Origin of the sequence: Litorimonas sp. RW-G-Af-16 (assembly GCF_048319245.1) — a bacterium.
In the GTDB taxonomy this organism is placed as follows: Bacteria; Pseudomonadota; Alphaproteobacteria; order Caulobacterales; family Maricaulaceae; genus Litorimonas.
In genome coordinates, this window is record NZ_CP166993.1 from 641659 (window position 1) to 657728 (window position 16070).

Annotated in this window: 12 protein-coding genes and 1 pseudogene; 6 read left to right on the forward strand and 7 right to left on the reverse strand. The window is 52.5% G+C overall.

Features of this window, described 5'->3' with window-relative positions; translation table 11 throughout:
- Positions 1-67: 67 nt before the first annotated feature.
- From AB8615_RS03185 to AB8615_RS03195, 3 genes are read left to right on the forward strand one after another with little or no spacing between them, the layout of a single operon-like run.
- On the forward strand, positions 68-1723 hold the full coding sequence (locus AB8615_RS03185; RefSeq protein ID WP_418152651.1) for a trypsin-like peptidase domain-containing protein: 1656 nt from the start codon (positions 68-70) through the stop codon (positions 1721-1723).
- A 47-nt stretch (positions 1724-1770) separates the two neighbouring features.
- On the forward strand, positions 1771-2442 hold the full coding sequence (locus AB8615_RS03190) for a response regulator transcription factor (RefSeq protein ID WP_418152653.1): 672 nt from the start codon (positions 1771-1773) through the stop codon (positions 2440-2442).
- A 24-nt stretch (positions 2443-2466) separates the two neighbouring features.
- Positions 2467-4044 carry a sensor histidine kinase gene (locus AB8615_RS03195; RefSeq protein WP_409433500.1) on the forward strand — a complete coding sequence of 526 codons (1578 nt, stop codon included), beginning with the start codon at positions 2467-2469 and terminating at the stop codon, positions 4042-4044.
- Positions 4045-4095: 51 nt separating this feature from the next.
- Here the strand turns inward: AB8615_RS03195 and AB8615_RS03200 are convergent, their stop codons facing one another.
- The 3 genes from AB8615_RS03200 to pepN form a co-directional block, all read right to left on the reverse strand.
- On the reverse strand, positions 4096-6924 hold the full coding sequence (locus AB8615_RS03200; protein ID WP_418152655.1) for a PAS domain-containing sensor histidine kinase: 2829 nt from the start codon (positions 6922-6924) through the stop codon (positions 4096-4098).
- A gap of 111 nt (positions 6925-7035) precedes the next feature.
- A complete protein-coding gene (locus AB8615_RS03205) occupies positions 7036-7767 on the reverse strand; it encodes an EAL domain-containing protein (RefSeq protein WP_409433502.1) in 732 nt (243 codons plus the stop codon).
- Positions 7768-7814: 47 nt separating this feature from the next.
- Positions 7815-10427 carry an aminopeptidase N gene (gene pepN / locus AB8615_RS03210; protein ID WP_409433503.1) on the reverse strand — a complete coding sequence of 871 codons (2613 nt, stop codon included), beginning with the start codon at positions 10425-10427 and terminating at the stop codon, positions 7815-7817.
- 137 nt (positions 10428-10564) lie between these two features.
- Between pepN and typA the strand changes: the two genes are divergently transcribed.
- Positions 10565-12418, forward strand: a complete 1854-nt coding sequence (gene typA / locus AB8615_RS03215) for a translational GTPase TypA (RefSeq protein WP_409433504.1) — start codon at positions 10565-10567, stop codon at positions 12416-12418.
- Between the two features lie 62 nt (positions 12419-12480).
- On the opposite strand, the gene AB8615_RS03220 is transcribed toward typA, so the two are convergent.
- A complete protein-coding gene (locus tag AB8615_RS03220; protein WP_409433505.1) occupies positions 12481-12906 on the reverse strand; it encodes a hypothetical protein in 426 nt (141 codons plus the stop codon).
- Positions 12907-12941: 35 nt separating this feature from the next.
- On the reverse strand, positions 12942-13310 hold the full coding sequence (locus AB8615_RS03225; protein WP_418152659.1) for a hypothetical protein: 369 nt from the start codon (positions 13308-13310) through the stop codon (positions 12942-12944).
- A 157-nt stretch (positions 13311-13467) separates the two neighbouring features.
- On the opposite strand from AB8615_RS03225, the gene AB8615_RS03230 reads away from it, so the two are divergent.
- The gene (locus AB8615_RS03230; protein WP_418152661.1) at positions 13468-13992 is read left to right on the forward strand and encodes a CC0125/CC1285 family lipoprotein; all 525 of its coding nucleotides are present in this window, start codon (positions 13468-13470) and stop codon (positions 13990-13992) included.
- Between the two features lie 35 nt (positions 13993-14027).
- Here AB8615_RS03230 and AB8615_RS03235 read toward each other — a convergent pair whose 3' ends face one another.
- Positions 14028-14684, reverse strand: a complete 657-nt coding sequence (locus AB8615_RS03235) for a fumarylacetoacetate hydrolase family protein (protein ID WP_409433508.1) — start codon at positions 14682-14684, stop codon at positions 14028-14030.
- 64 nt (positions 14685-14748) lie between these two features.
- On the opposite strand from AB8615_RS03235, the gene AB8615_RS03240 reads away from it, so the two are divergent.
- Positions 14749-14994: a ParB N-terminal domain-containing protein gene (locus AB8615_RS03240; protein ID WP_409433509.1), complete on the forward strand. Its 246-nt coding sequence runs from the start codon at positions 14749-14751 to the stop codon at positions 14992-14994.
- 503 nt (positions 14995-15497) lie between these two features.
- Here the strand turns inward: AB8615_RS03240 and rplI are convergent.
- A pseudogene (gene rplI / locus AB8615_RS03245) lies at positions 15498-16061 on the reverse strand (50S ribosomal protein L9); the annotation flags it as partial.
- Positions 16062-16070: the final 9 nt, after the last annotated feature.

The following is a 16070-nucleotide window of genomic DNA, read 5'->3' on the forward strand; positions in this document are numbered from 1 at the left end:
GTCATGTTATGGAAAGATTGAGGTTACGTGCCACCTGTCAGGTTGCGCATCGAAGCAAGGAAACATCGTGTCAATTATCGTCCCAAATTCCAGACAAAAATTTAAAACTGCTATGCTTGCAACGGCACTTGTCGCTGTGCCGTTTTCGGGGTCTGCACAAATGACACCTGCAATTAACGACCTGAGTAATCCGACCCAAGCGCAGTCGCCTAGTTCTCAAACAACTCAACAAGATTTCGTCCCATTGCGCGATTTAGGTCAAGGCCAAACGCGGGCCGTTCCGTCAACAAACGACCCGGCGCAGCCAGTCATCGAGCTTTATGATCTGGCCCCAACAGACCCACCTGCCACCTCTGAGGCTGCGCTGCCTCTTGGGCCAAGTGTAACCACGCTCAATTCTCCCCCTCTCAATATGATGACCGCGCCTGTCAGCTCGCTGCCGTCGATTGCGGACCTCGTGGCGAATGTCAGCCCTTCCGTTGTGAACATCGTTGTGACAACAGAAAACGGCGAGACGACATCAGAGGGCCAAGGCTCGGGTTTTGTAATTTCAGACAAGCTAGAGGTCGTCACCAATTATCACGTCATCGAAGGTGGCACCTTCATTGATATTGAGTTTAACAATGGCGACAAATTCCCGGCTAAAATCATTGGCACGGATGAAGAGACAGATCTTGCTTTGCTGCAAATTCAAACAACCAAACAAATCCCACATGTCGACTTCCACTCGGGAGAAAGCATCCGTATTGGCGACTGGGTGGTGGCGATTGGCAACCCTTTTGGCATTGGTCAGTCGACCTCTCTAGGCGTTATATCTGCTATCGGGCGGGAACGTGTCGAGAGCGGCTCCTACGTTGATTATATCCAGACGGATGCCACGATTAACCGAGGCAATTCGGGTGGTCCGCTCTTTGATCTGGACGGTAAAGTTGTTGGCGTAAACTCCGCGATTTACTCCCCCACAGGGGCCAGCGTTGGTATTGCTTTCGTGATCCCGCATCACACGGCACTCGAAGTCGTGGACGCAATCCGCGCGGACGGCAAAGTCCGTCGGGGCTATCTCGGCGCAGGACTTCGCACGGCGACGTTTGAAATGGACGGACAGCCTGGAATTTTCAAAGCAGGCGCCACGATCAATAATGTTGTCGCAGGTGGCCCAGCTGATACTTACGGCTTGCAAGTCGATGATATCATTCTACGCATCAATGATCAGGCCGTGCGCAATTCCGTTGAGGCCACTCGCGCGATCGCGGCGCTGCGCCCTGGCGCCATTGCTAAGATTATCTATGAGCGCGATGAGAAAGCCTATCAGATTGATTTGTCAATCGGCGAGCGTCCAGAGAAAGCCGACATTGAGCGGGCCAACGCGATCAGCCAAGGCCTCCCGCCGCCCCCGCCCAAAGAAACACCCCATGCCAAAGTCAACATCGATACGGGTTTGCACTTGCTCGATTTATCTGCAGAATTCCGCACAGCCATTGGCATGCGCTCTGACCAAGTTGGCGTCTACGTCGAAGCTGTCGACCCGGGTAGTGACGCCGAGGCGGCTGGCTTTAAAATGGGCATGGTGTTGCTGGACGCAGATGCGCAACCGATCACAGAAGTGGCGAAGTTTAAGTCCATTGTCCTAAACGCCAAAATCGCGCAGCAAGATGGTCTTGTCGTCAATGTGCGGCGAAAAGACGGGCAGGAGACATATATGGTGCTGCCACTACCGCTTTAATCAACCGAATCATCAACAAAACTGGGTGGGGACCTATGGAGAAAAAAATGCGTTTACTAGTTGTCGAAGATGACGAAGTCGCGGCTGAATATGTCCGAAAAGGACTAATGGAGGCAGGTCACGTTGTTGATCTAGCTGCCGATGGTGAATTAGGCTTAGAAATGGCCCGCGCCGCTGATTATGACGCCCTGATCCTCGACCGCATGTTGCCAAAGCGCGATGGTTTGTCATTGCTGGCTGACCTCCGCGAAGACGGAGATGTGACCCCCGTGTTGATCCTGTCCGCTTTGGGCGAAGTCGATCACAAGGTCGAAGGTCTTCGCGCGGGCGGCGATGATTACCTCGCCAAGCCCTATTCTTTCACAGAGCTATTGGCGCGCGTTGAAGCCATTGGTCGACGGTCTGATCCGTCTGCGGCGGTGACGAAGCTAAAAGTCGGCGATCTGGAAATGGATTTGCTGGCTAGAACCGTGCGTCGTGCCGGGCAGAAAATCTTGCTGCAGCCGCGCGAGTTTCGTTTGCTGGAATGTCTGATGCGCAATGCAGGACGGGTGGTCACCCGTATGATGTTGCTCGAAAAAGTTTGGGATTACCACTTTGACCCCCAAACGAATGTGATTGATGTTCATATTTCTCGTTTGCGCGGTAAGATCGACAAAGAGTTCGATGAACCGCTCCTCCACACTGTGCGCGGTGCGGGATATCGGTTGCAGGTCTAGCCCTGCATCCGCTAAGGGCTGTTCGTGTTGCAAGCTCTTCAAAAACTATTGCGGAACACATTGTTCCGCCTCTCGCTTCTCGGCGCGCTCCTGACGGTTTTTTCCGTGGGAGCCGCTTTGAGCGTTGTCTACTACTCCATGATCAGCACCGAATTGCAGCGCGTTGATAGTGTATTGGAAGACGAGATTGGCGAGTTTCAAAACATCTACGACGCGGCAGGTCTCAAAGCGATCGAAACGGCCGTGGCGCTCGGCAACCTACCAGCCGAGAGTAGTTTGGAGTCGCTAGACTATAAGCGGATTTACAATCTCGGCGGTATCCAAGCGGTCGGGACAGCCATGACAACGCGCGGAGCTACCTTTGAGGGGCTGTATCTAGTGCAGACCCCACGCTTCTCCCAAGGTAATCTGATGAATAGCTCTGGCGAGCAAACAGAAGCTGTCGAAGTGGTTTTGCCGGGCAATGAGGGCGTGACCTACCAAAAGGTCAGCTTTATTTATTCCGATACCCGCTACGATAATGCCGAATACAAAGAGCGCCGTGCGAGAGGTATTACAGGGCAAATCTTACTCGATGAGGAACCGATTGCGGGCGTTATCGTGGGGCGCGATGTCGAGGCAATTTCGCGAACGGGCGATAAAATCTCACGCACACTGGTGCCAGCGATTGGCTTAGCGGCGCTACTCGGGTTGATCTCATCTTGGTTTGTCTCCCGTCGATTTGCACGTCGGGTTGAAGCGTTTAACCGATTGGCCACGGATGTGCGGGCGGGGCAACTGGACCGTCGTGCGCCGCGAAATTATTCCGAAGACGAAATGGATATGCTGGCCGAGCATCTCAATGCTATGCTGGACCATATTGACCGCCTGATGAAAGCCATGCGCTATGCTGGCGATAGCGTGGCCCACGATTTACGGACGCCTCTGACGCGCCTACGCACACGCCTCGAGAGCGCGGCAGTGGAATTGGGCGACAAGCCTGAAGCCGAGATATTGCTAGCGGCCTCTGAAGACGCGGCCATGCTGCTGGGGACATTTGACAGTGTCCTGCGGATTGCACGGCTTGAGGCAGGCGAACGCCGCGAACTTCTCAAACCTCTCAACCCAAAGCCGATATTGGATGATCTGGCCGAACTGTATGAACCCGCTTGCGAAGATGCGGGTCTGACATTCACAGCGGACATTTCCGATAAAACACAGATTTTGGCCGATCGAGGCCTGCTCTCTCAAGCGGTCTCGAATCTGCTGGAAAACGCGATTAAATATACGCCGCGTGGCGGCAAGATACATTTAGAGTGTCGCAAAGGCCGTCAGGGGCGCACGGTGATCGCAGTCATTGATGATGGGCCGGGTGTGCCGTCTTGGGATCGTGAGCGGGTCAAAGAACGCTTTGTGCGCCTGGATAAAAGCCGCACCCTACCTGGGAGTGGGCTGGGTCTGGCGCTCGTCGATGCTGTTGCCGACCTTCACCGCGCCGAGTTTAAGATGGATGATGGTTTCGGCGAAGACGGCGAGGCTCCGGGCTTGTCTGCGAGCCTGATCTTCCCGCGTCGCCGATCAGTGGTCTTAGATGATACCCCCAACAAACAGGCGGCAGAATAAAGCATTTTGCAATATTCGTGTGAGCCTTAGCGTAACTTAATCACCCCATATTTATGCTGCGGAAGAATTGTCCTGCGGAACATAGGGCGGCGGTGCGGCTTGCACTTGCGGCGGGGCTTGCGGATTTGGCGCAGCAGCATGCGGCGCGATCTGTCCGCCATGAGGGTCAAATTCTGTGGGTCGATAGGTGGGAACAGATTGATCTGCAGGGATCGCCTGATTGACGCTTCCTTCGTTCAGAACGTCAGCAATATCTTGCGCCAGACGGGAAATTTCATTGCCGACTTCATTGTCATCAGCGATTGCTTTCTGCGCGGGCGGACGGCTCGGCAGCGTGAAGATGACGGTTGTACCTTGCCCCACAGTATTCTCAATCGAGAAGTTACCACCGTGGAGTTCAACAAGCGATTTCGATAGCGCAAGCCCAAGACCCGTGCCTTCGTGTTGACGCGAGTGCTGGCTATCAATTTGCTCGAATGGTTGTGCGAGGCGCGCGATGTCTTCTTGCGAAATGCCGATACCAGTATCCGACACGCGCACGATCAGGCCCGCCTGCTTCGGCTCAACCGCGATGCGAACGACGCCGCCCTCGGGCGTAAACTTGATCGCATTGGTCGCAAGATTGAGCAGAATTTGTTTCACAGCGCGCGGGTCTGCTTCGATCTCTTGCGTATCGACCTTATTATAGACAAGTTTGAGGCGGTTTTCTTCGGCCCGCCCTCGCACGATCCGTAGCACTTGTTCGATCATTTCGTTGAGCTGCATGGCCTCAACATTGAGCGTCATTTTACCCGCTTCAATCTTAGACATATCCAAAATATCGTTGATCAAGCTCAGTAAGTGCTGGCCTGAGAAAAGGATGTCATTGACATATTCTTTGTAGCGGGGATCGCCGAGCGGCCCAAACAACTCTTTTTTCATAATGTCAGAAAAGCCGTTAATTGCGTTCAAAGGCGTCCGCAATTCATGAGACATATTGGCAAGGAATTCAGATTTTGATTGGTTCGCTTCCTCGGCACGGATTTTCTCTTGCTCATAATTTTCAGCGAGTTCGACGATACGGACTTGCGATTTTTTCAGCACACTAATGGTGCGTTCCAGCGCGTCCTGATTGACTTGTAATTGCTGCTCCCGCGTCCGGATACCTGTCACATCTGTGCCGATACTCACGCGGCCGCCATCTTTTGTGTAAGTTTCGAGATAGCGCACCCAGCGACCATCTTTGAGTAGGATTTCACTACCCTTGCCATCTTCTAATCGGAATATTTCATCAACGGCTTTGTTGGAATGATACTCGATTAAGGAGTGCTCCATACCTTGCTGCAAATTACCGGAAACGAAGCCGAAGAAATCTTCAAATTTCGCATTCCACAGGACAAGCCGATCCATCTGATCCCAAATCACAAAGCTATCATTCATTGAGCTAAGTGCGTCGTGCAGACGGGCTTCGGCAGATTGCAGCCGCATTTTAGATCCGCGAGCCTCTGTCACGTCAAGGGCCATTCCCGTGACCATCTTGGCCTGGTTTGTGTTGTGCATTGACGGCTTGCCGTTCACCGCAATGAATACGGGGAGGTGGGCCACGCCCAAGTCCATATCAAATTCACCTGTCACGTGGCAGCGACGAATCGTGTGATAAAGCTTGTCCCGATCAGCCGCCGTGAACAGCCCAAGAAATTGCGGCAGAGTGATATGCGTTTCGCGCTCTGGCATGCCAAATAATTTGGCAAGAGAGGGCGAGAGATACGCTTTATTGCGGAGCAGATCGATTTCCCAAACCCCGCCACGACTGCCGTCAATCGCGGCTTGGTAGCGACGACGAGAGACTTCATCTTCGTCTTGTTGCTTCCGCACAGCATCAAGCTGCTTGAGAAGCTGGGACATGATAGCCCAAATCAGCCAAGCCGTGCCAATAAAGAGCAAGCCAAAGAGGATGATGTTTTGCTTTAGCCCGGGCGACACTCCACGCGGCAGGCTTTCAACGACCGTCAAATAAGAATTCGGAATCTTAGCTGCGCCTAGCCAAATACTGTCTTTGCCGCGTGTGTGCGTGACGACCTTTTCGCTATGTGCGCCTTTGGTCAGGTCGCTTAAGCGCGCAGGGCTTAGTTTGTAATATCCCATGACACCTTGTCGTGCGACGTCTGGTTTCCCGTCAATCACGCGACCGCCCGCTTCAATCAAACTACGCTCGCCCACAGTGTTTCCGATCAACGTATAGGGCGCGAGCGCGACAACAAGATAGGCATCGCCCGTTTTGCGAATGACGACGGGTGTCACATTGCCCGTATCAGAAATTAGAGAGGTGACCTTTACCCCGCCATTGGGAAAGTTACGGCGATCAACCGCCGACAGAGGGGCGCCTGCGCCTGGTGTGCTAGCGATGACTGTGCCGGCTGTATCGATCAAAGCGGTACCGGCGACCCTTGGTCCTCGTGCGACGAAGTTGATAACTTGCTGCGGACTACCTTTCAGCGATAATGCCGTATCCATCCAAGCAATTTCACGGTCCAAAGTTTGCGCCACATTGCGCGCGCTAACCGCGAGTTCGGTCTGGAAAGCCTCTGTTTCTGCGGCTTTGTAGTGCGAGTGATCATTGATGAATTTGGACGTCGCCAAAATCGTAAATAACGCAAAAAAGGCCAGCGTGCTGAGGAGGAGTTGCTTAAACGAATTTCGTCCGCCAATGCGTTTCGTCAACTTGTTTAGACTTGTTCCAGGTGTTGGTATGTTCGGGCGGGACGGGGCGGTGGTGCCAGACGGGCGTGAAAACGTCGCGCGGGCTTGCGGTGCAGCACTTTGTGTAGGCGCAGCCTTCCCAGGCATTGGTGGGACCACAGGGCGCGGTGGCACATTAGATTTTGCTGCGCCTGACTGCACGCCGTCTCCCTTGATTCGAATCAACCCTTATACTTCTAACCTAGAAGGTATATGGAGGTCGATGCAAACGTAGTTAATGAGGTGTTACCAAGGGCTTAATATTCGCTCAAATTAAACGGTAATTCGCGTTTCTAGCTCTGGTTTTCTGATGGCATATCCCTGCGCAGCGTCAAAACCTAATCGCGTCACGAAAGCCTTCAGTTCTTCGGTCTCGACCCCTTCAGCGATAAAGCGCACATCTAGCGCTTCGCGTAAGGATAATAGCGCTGATAAAATTGCGCGATCTCGCATGGAATTGAGGGCGGCAGCGACAAACCCTCCGTCAATTTTTAACCAGTTGGCAGGCAGCGCGCGCAGATAACGAATAGAGGCCGCCCCCGCGCCGACATCGTCCAAACACACAGGATGTCCCCGCGTTTTTAGCTCCGTCAGTAAGCTCTCTGCCAGTTCCAGAGACTTCATGTTCCAGCTCTCCGTCAGCTCGATGATCAGCTTGGTCGGAGAGGCTTCCAGCGCGGTGAGGCAGGCCAACACGGCGCCTTTGAAAGACTTCTTGTCAACAGATGCCCCTGACAGATTAATCGCAATGCCTGCGCCGAGGGGGTTTTCATTCAAGACCAAAATCGCTTGGGCCAACATTGAGAGATCAAGATCTCGGATCACACCGCTAATTTCCGCTGGACGGATAACGCCTTCGAGGTGATCGTCATCGTCAAAACGCACGAGCCATTCATAGTGATGAATATGGCCGTCTTTCAGGTCAACAATCGGCTGCCGCAGCACGGAAAACCTTTGCTCCGACACATGGTCGCGAAACCCTTTTGCTGTGCGTAATTCTGTCATCCGCATTGCATAGCGAATTAGACCTAAAATCTAGTTAGGAGGCAAGGTTAACCGGTCTTCATCTTTTGCGCGATTTCTAGCACATTTTTGGACGGTTTGGATGCGATAACTTTAGCAAGTTCGTCTTGGATCAGCGCTTGGCGAGTTTTATCTAATTTGCGGCCCACTTCAAACACGCCGAGCAATCTTGCGGCGACGCTTGGATTGCGTGTGTCCATATCCATGACCTGCTCTGTGAAGAAGCGATAACCTGAGCCGTCCAGTTTATGGAATAATTCGACATTGCCATGCGCAAACCCGCCGACCAAGGAGCGGACGCGATTGGGATTATTTCGCGCATAGTCAGCATGTTCCGTAAGCGCGCGAATAGCGTCAATGCCGCCCGCATGGTGTCGCATGGATTGGACCGAAAACCACTTATCAATGACCAGAGGTTTAGCTTTCCAGCGATTATAAAAATCATCCATGACATGCTTAACACGCTGCCCACCCAAGCGGGTAAGGGAGACCAGCGCAGAAATCTCGTCGGTCATGTTATCAGCTGTTTTATATTGCTCCGTGGCGAGCGTCGCGGCGACAGGTGATTTGGCAGATGCCAGCAGGGCCAAACACCGGTTGCGCAGCGCGCGGCGACCAGCGCTATCGGCATCAGGACGGAACGGTGCATCGCTTTCTAAGGCATGATAAGTCGTCAGAAGATCGCTTTGCAAATGTTCCCCCACCGCGCGGGACAGCCAGTTCAACGCATGCTCAATCGCCAGCGGGTCGCTTTGTTTTGCGCTTTGCAAAATATCCGTATGTGATGGAAGTGTGAGACACAAAGCCTTGAATTGATTATCAAATTCAGTCGATGTTAAAGTTGACCGAAGCGCATTGCAATAGCCCAGTAAAGCACGATCAGCTTTCGGTGTTCTGCCCGTCGTAATTGACTTAGTCATATTACCTAGCAGCCTCCGAGCCAAAGCTTGCCCTGCCTCCCAGCGGTTAAAGGCATTGGGGTCTTGGCCCATCAAGCGAAGTTGATCTTGCGTTGAGCGCTCTATCTCAAGAATGACTGGCGCCGAAAAATCTTGCAGCACTGAAAGCGTTGTCTCAACGGTCTGACGCGGCAGGGACACAGTGTCCTCTGCGGTAGTCAGCACAGTCATTTGCGGCTCATTTACGGGGCCGTCATCGCTAATTAATTGCCATTTAATGGGAAGAACGACTGGCGCTTTTCCAGCCTGCCCAGGCGTTGGCGGGGTCTTCTGTGCAAAGGTGATTTTATGCGCGGCTGTCGGCGTGGTTAGAGAGCGGTCCTCGGTCACAGTGAGGCGGGGCGTGCCAGCCTGCTCATACCACCGCATGAACTGGCTGAGATCTTCACCCGTCGCCGTTTCAAAGCTCTCCAAAAACTCTTCAATGGTCGACGCCGTGCCGTCGCGATCTATGAAATATTGATCTGACCCTTGGCGAAATTTCTCCGCACCCAGATAAGTTTTCAAGACGCGAATAACTTCTGCACCTTTCTCGTAAATTGTAGCGGTGTAGAAATTATCGATCTTGAGATATTCCTTCGGCCGCACGGGATGGGCGAGGGGGCCGTTATCTTCTGGGAATTGACGACCGCGAAGGGCGCGCACATCTTTGATGCGTTGCACAGCCGCGCCGCGCTGATCTGCCGAAAACTCTTGATCGCGGAAAACGGTGAAGCCCTCTTTCAGGCACAGCTGAAACCAGTCACGGCAGGTAATACGGTTGCCCGTCCAGTTATGGAAATATTCATGCGCGACAACAGACTCGATGCGCTCGAAATTCATGTCGGTTGCCGTTTTTGCATCGGCTAGTAGGAGCGAGGAGTTAAAGATATTCAGGCCTTTATTCTCCATCGCACCGAAATTGAAATCACGCACGGCGACGATCATAAATCTGTCTAGATCATATTCGCGACCAAACGCTTCCTCGTCCCATTTCATGGAGCGTTTGAGCGCGTCCATCGCGTATTCCGCTCGCCCTGCATCGCCAGGATCAACATAGATTGTGAGCGGAATGTGCCGCCCACTCATCGTCGTAAAGCTATCCTCTAATATATCAAATTCCCCCGCGACCAGCGCAAAAAGGTAGGCAGGCTTGGGGAAAGGGTCATGCCAGACGGCGTAGTGGCGCGTGCTGCTCGCATCGCCGCTCTCGATCATATTGCCATTGGCGAGAAGGTAGGGATAAGATTTCTTGGGCGCTTCGATCCGCACAGTGAAAACAGACATCGCGTCAGGGCGGTCAAGATAATAGGTGATACGGCGAAAGCCCTCGGCCTCGCACTGCGTACAAAACCGCCCGCCAGATACGTAAAGCCCCATGAGGGTCGAGTTTGCGGAGGGGTCAACAGTGTTCTCGATCTCTAGCGTGAATTGATCTGGCAGTTTGGTCAGGATCAGTTTGTTCTGTGTCAGGCGATAGTTCGAGCGGCTCAACACTTTGTCATTCACGGTCACGCTGACCAAATTGATCTCTTCCCCGTCCAGTTCCAGATCGCCCGCCGCCACGCGCGTAATTTGCATCTTTGACTTTACGCGTGTCTTTTTCTGCGACAGGTCAAAATCGAGATAAACACTGTCGATCTTAAAATTCGGCGGCTTGTAGTTTTTCAGAAGTGTCGGGGTGGGGGCTGTATCTGTTCGCATAGGCGCAATGTGGGCTGACTTGCGCCAATTATCAATCTCAGAATTAGAATAATGCGCCTAACTTCTGTATTCCCCCCTAGACTTTGGCGCTCCGTGCGTTAATGCGCGGGCGAACCAAATAGATTGAAGACTTTCCCATGACAGACTCCATCAAGACACTGCGCAATGTCGCCATCGTGGCCCACGTTGACCACGGCAAAACGACCCTCGTTGACAAGCTCCTTCGCCAGTCCGGCACGCTGGACGAACGCGGGGAGCAGGCCGAGCGCGTGATGGACAGCAATGACATCGAAAAAGAACGCGGGATTACGATCCTCGCCAAGAACACAGCCCTGCGCTGGAAAGACCGCGAAGACACAGATTGGCGCATTAATATCGTCGATACCCCAGGCCATGCAGACTTTGGCGGTGAGGTTGAGCGCGTTTTGTCTATGGTCGATTCTGTGGTGCTGCTCGTGGACGCTGTCGAAGGCCCAATGCCGCAGACGACATTCGTGACGAAGAAAGCTCTGGCGCAAGGTCTTAAGCCCATCGTTGTGATCAACAAAGTTGACCGGAACGGCGCACGCCCTGATTGGGTTGTGGACCAGACATTTGATTTGTTTGACCGCCTTGGTGCGACAGACGAGCAGTTGGACTTCCCGGTTGTTTACGCCTCTGCGCTGAACGGTTGGGCCTCTGATACGGTTGATACTGTCAAAGAAGACATGCACGATTTGCTGGCCGCAATAGTGAAACATGCCCCTGTTCCAAATGTTGATCCTGATGGCCCTGTGCAGCTGCAAGTCTCGGCATTGGATTATAACTCTTACACAGGTGTGATCGGTATTGGCCGCGTTGTGCGGGGTAAGTTAAACCGTAACCAGCAAGTCGTTGTCGCGACCCCTGACGGCAAACAACGCAAAGCCAAAGTGCTAGAGCTGTTCGGCTTTATGGGCCTTGAACGTGTCAAGCAGGACAGTGTTTCGGCTGGTGATATTTGTTGTTTCACGGGCATCGACAATCTCGGCATTTCCGACATGATTTGCGATCCTGACCATGTTGACCTACTGCCCGCATTGTCAGTCGACGAGCCAACAATCTCTATGACGTTCCAAGTAAACGATAGCCCCTTTGCGGGACGCGAAGGTAAATACGTTACATCGCGGAATATCAAAGACCGCCTTGATAAAGAGTTGATACACAATGTGGCGCTCCGCGTTGAGCAGTTGGAAGAAGCCGATAAATTTCGGGTCTCTGGCCGCGGCGAACTTCACCTCTCCATCCTGATCGAAAATATGCGCCGCGAAGGCTACGAAGTTGCGATCTCGCGCCCGCAAGTGATTAATAAAGAGATTGATGGCGAAATGTGCGAGCCATGGGAATCTTTGACGGTCGACGTTGAGGCCGATCATCAAGGTTCGATCATGGAAAAACTGGGCGAGCGCAAAGGGAATTTGCAAGACATGGTGCCAGACGGAAATGGCCGTGTGCGGATGGACTACCAAATTCCAACGCGCGGCCTGATCGGTTTTCGCTCTGAATTTATGACGCTGACATCGGGCACAGGCCTGCTCTATCACAATTTCGATGCGTATAAGCCTCGCACAAAAGCCCTGATCGGCGGTCGTCAGAAGGGTGTGTTGATCTCCAACGGCGCAGGGAAAGCCGCTGGCTTTGCGCTGTGGAACCTACAAGATCGTGGTAAAATGTTCATCGGTCACGCCGAAGAAGTTTATGAGGGCATGATTGTTGGCATTAATGCGCGCGATAATGACTTGGTCGTCAATGTGCTGAAAGGCAAGCAACTCACCAATGTTCGTGCTTCTGGCACGGATGAAGCCGTTGTTTTGGTGACCCCGATTCAGGTAACTTTGGAATACGCTTTGGAATTCATCAATGATGACGAATTGGTTGAAGTGACACCAGAAACGATCCGTATTCGCAAGCGCTTTTTGCTAGAGCATGAGCGTAAAAAAGCGAGCCGCCGCAAAGAAGCGTTAGACGCTTAATCGTTTATGACCCGTCTCGTGGCGGGTCATTTATGTCTTCGATGATAAGAGGGCGTTTGCCCTTAGCCCACCGCGTCAAGCTCCGAACTGGTCGGCATGTCTGTTTTCCAGATGCTGAGCGCTTTGCGGATGAAATCACTTTCTTCATCGTGCAGCTCGTAATCACAGACTGAAATCGTAAAAATCGAACTTAACACGCTACGCTGCAGTTTTTCGTCTTTGATCCGCCCCAGCAGCGCGACCTTATAGCTGTCCTCATGGTCAGAGGCGATCGCTTTGGCGAGGTAGTCTTTGCGCGCTTCAAATTCGTCCAAAATTTTATGTCGTGAAAGAATTTTATTGGGCCGCAATTTATGATTATGCAACATTGTTGCATGCGTATATTCTATCATTTCGCGGTCACGCTCGCGTTTATCGAGCAGGACTGTGACAGCGAAAATATCGCGCACAGCCTCGTAAATTCCATCAGAATCTAAGAATTTTGTCATCGTTCTGCTATCTCTACCCTGTTATCTCTACTGTGCTAGCGATCAACTTTAATGGGTGGTTTGGCAAAGCCCCAAATCGCCCCCGCTGATTTGATCAAATCCGATTCTTCTTGAACAAATTCGCGATCACTGACTGAAATCGATACCATCGCGTCGTAAATATTCTCCACCTCAACATCATCCTCAAATTTTGATAAAACTTTCAAAATAGTCGTGTTGCGGCGTTTACTTGTCAGAAGCTCAGTCAACTCGCCCTTTTGGGTATCAAACCAAGTCCGCAATTCCGCGTCGGTCATAGGGGGTTTATCAAATAATTGCAGCAGCCCATGCGCCCGTTCGACGAAGGCATGATATTCGGGGTCACGGATTTTTGAGTCAATGATGACAGCAACGGCAAGTGGCATAAGAATGTCATCGGTCGTATGAGCCATATCATTTTATACTCTGCCAATGTCAAATTAACAAGGCTTCTCGCGCGTGTCTGTTGCGCTGCTCTACAACTGCAACCTCTATTTTCCATTTGATAACAATCCTGTATAACGATGGAAAGGAGTCTCCGAAATGAAGAAATTATTGTTACTATCTGCCGTCCTTGTCATAAGCGGTTGCGCAACTGGCCCAACGACTTACGGCCCGTCAGACGGTGGATCACAGCTCGGCTTTAGCAATACACGCATTGAGCAAGACCGCTTCCGTATTTCCTATACGGCGCGGAGTGCCAATGAAGCGCGTGATTTCGCCTTACGCCGCGCCGCGGAAATCGCCGAAGCTGAAGGATACTCACACTTCAAAGTTCTCTCTGGCGGGACATATGAAGACAATCGCCGCTCTGGCGTGTCGAGTTCTATCGGAATCGGCACCAGCTCTGGTGGCTATCGTCGCGGCGGTATGTCTGTCGGGGTTGGCATCGGCATTAATGACGTCGCCCGCGCCCTGCAAGGTAAACGCATTACGGAAGAGATTGAAGTGCGCCTATTGCAGTCAGTCACAGGCACCAAAGACGCCAATGTCTTCTCGGCTGGTGAAGTCCTGCAAAACATTCGCCCAGAAGTCTTCGCGCTCGAAGATACTGTCGTCAGACGTTAGGGCAAAGGCTGAGGCTGAGGGCTAGACTTATTACGCTAGACGAAGCGGACTGTAATCCGTTCTAGCCCTTCAATCCCGCCTGACAATTCATCGCCGACCCGCACAGGGCCAACGCCTTCGGGCGTCCCTGTATAGATCAGGTCACCCGCTTGTAGATCCATATCTGCGCTCAGGCGGGCGATGATTTCATCGACATTCCAAATCATATCTGACAGCTCTCCGTGCTGCACAATATCGCCGTTCTTACGCAGAACGATCCTTGCGTGGGATAGATCAAGCCCCGCAGCGGGTGTGATTGCAGAGCAGGGGGCAGAGCGGTGAAAGTTCTTCGCACGCGCCCAAGGACCACCAGATGATTTCGCGCTGGCCTGCAAATCGCGACGTGTCAAATCAATGCCGACGCCATAGCCAAAAATGCTTGTATCTGGCCCAATAGCGACCACTAATTCAACCTCGAAATGAACATCTTTCGTGTTAGGCGGGTAGGGAATATCTGCTCCGCTATGCACGATCGTTTCGGCGGCTTTGGTAAAGAATACAGGCTCTGACCGCTTGGCATCACCGCCCATTTCTTTCACATGCGCGGCATAGTTCTTGCCAATGCAGTAAATGCGTCGCACAGGAAAACGCTCGTCCCGCCCCGCGATGGGGAGGCTGATAGGGTCGGCGGGGGGAAAAGCAAATTTGGTCATAAATCCTGCGTTGCACGGCGTTGTCGTTCTCGCTAATCATAGCAATCAAAACTGGGAGATGTCTATGCGTGTCGTTGATGTGCCTATCGCCAAAATCTACGTGCCGTCTGCGAAGCGTAAAACGCTAGACGAAAGCAAGATCGAACCACTCGCGGAGGACATCCTTGAGAACGGCCTGCAAATGCCCATTTACGTGCGCCTTGGCAAAGACCGCTATGTCCTTCAAGAGGGTTTGCACCGCGTAGAGGCCATGAAACTCCTCGGCGAGACCGTCATCGACGGGCATATCGTGCAGGCGAAGAAAGTTTGAGTGCGGCTTCGGGCTTGATCTGTGCAACACTAATTTGACGGAAATCCTAGCGTCTTACTTTTCTATCGTTGTCCTGAATTTTTCTGAAAAACTTGCAGAAGAAGTTTCGCCTTTAGCCGCCGAATGAACAGCGAGTTCAAGTTAAGAATCAGATATACTGGCATGAACAAAACCCCATGCGTCACCCTCTGCGAACAAGTCATTATGTTTTTTTCTGCCGAGGTTTAATCCGCATGGCAGACAGATAATTATAACGCACCCGATCAGCCTTCAGGTGTGACGATGGTCCCACCAACACCCCATAAAAAAGCCCCGCCTTCGGGATGTCCGAGGGCGGGGCGCTTTGTTTAGCGTTGTTTGACGGGGGTCGCTTAGTCTTGCTTTGGTGCAGGGCTTCCCGCGTCAACGGCGGCTTCGTTGGGGGAGTTATCGCCCACATTGCCGGCTGTGACTGGGCCGTCATTAGCTTCGGCTTCAGGTGCCAAGAAGTCATCATCCGGGCCGTCGCCTTCAAACATTGAGACAGCGTCTTTGGCGCGTTCCTGATTGGCTTCTTTTTCGTCAGCGCGCTCTTCGGCTTGCTGCGTCGCAATCACGTCTTCACCTTTGGCTTGACGCTCAGCTTCTTCTTCTGACCGTGCCACGTTGACAGAGATTGTCACGTTGACTTCTGCGTGAAGTTTGACTTTCACATCGTGTAGACCAAGCGCTTTGATAGGCTGCTCAAGAACAACCATGCTGCGTCTCACACCATGCTCTGTCAGGTCTTCAGCGATATCGCGGGCAGAGACTGAACCGTAAAGCTGTCCTGTATCGCCAGCCTTACGAATGATGACAACGGATGTGCCTTCGAGTTTCTTCCCGTCAGCCGCAGCTTTCTCGCGGTTTTCAGCATTGCGCTGCTCAAGATATTCGCGTTCAGCTTCGAAACGGGCCAAATTGGCTTTCGTTGCGCGCAGAGCTTTGTCTTGGCTGAGCAGATAGTTGCGACCATAACCAGGCTTCACAGTGACGACATCGCCCATGTTTCCCAGTTTTTCGATACGTTCTAATAGAATAACGTCCATGATGTTCGC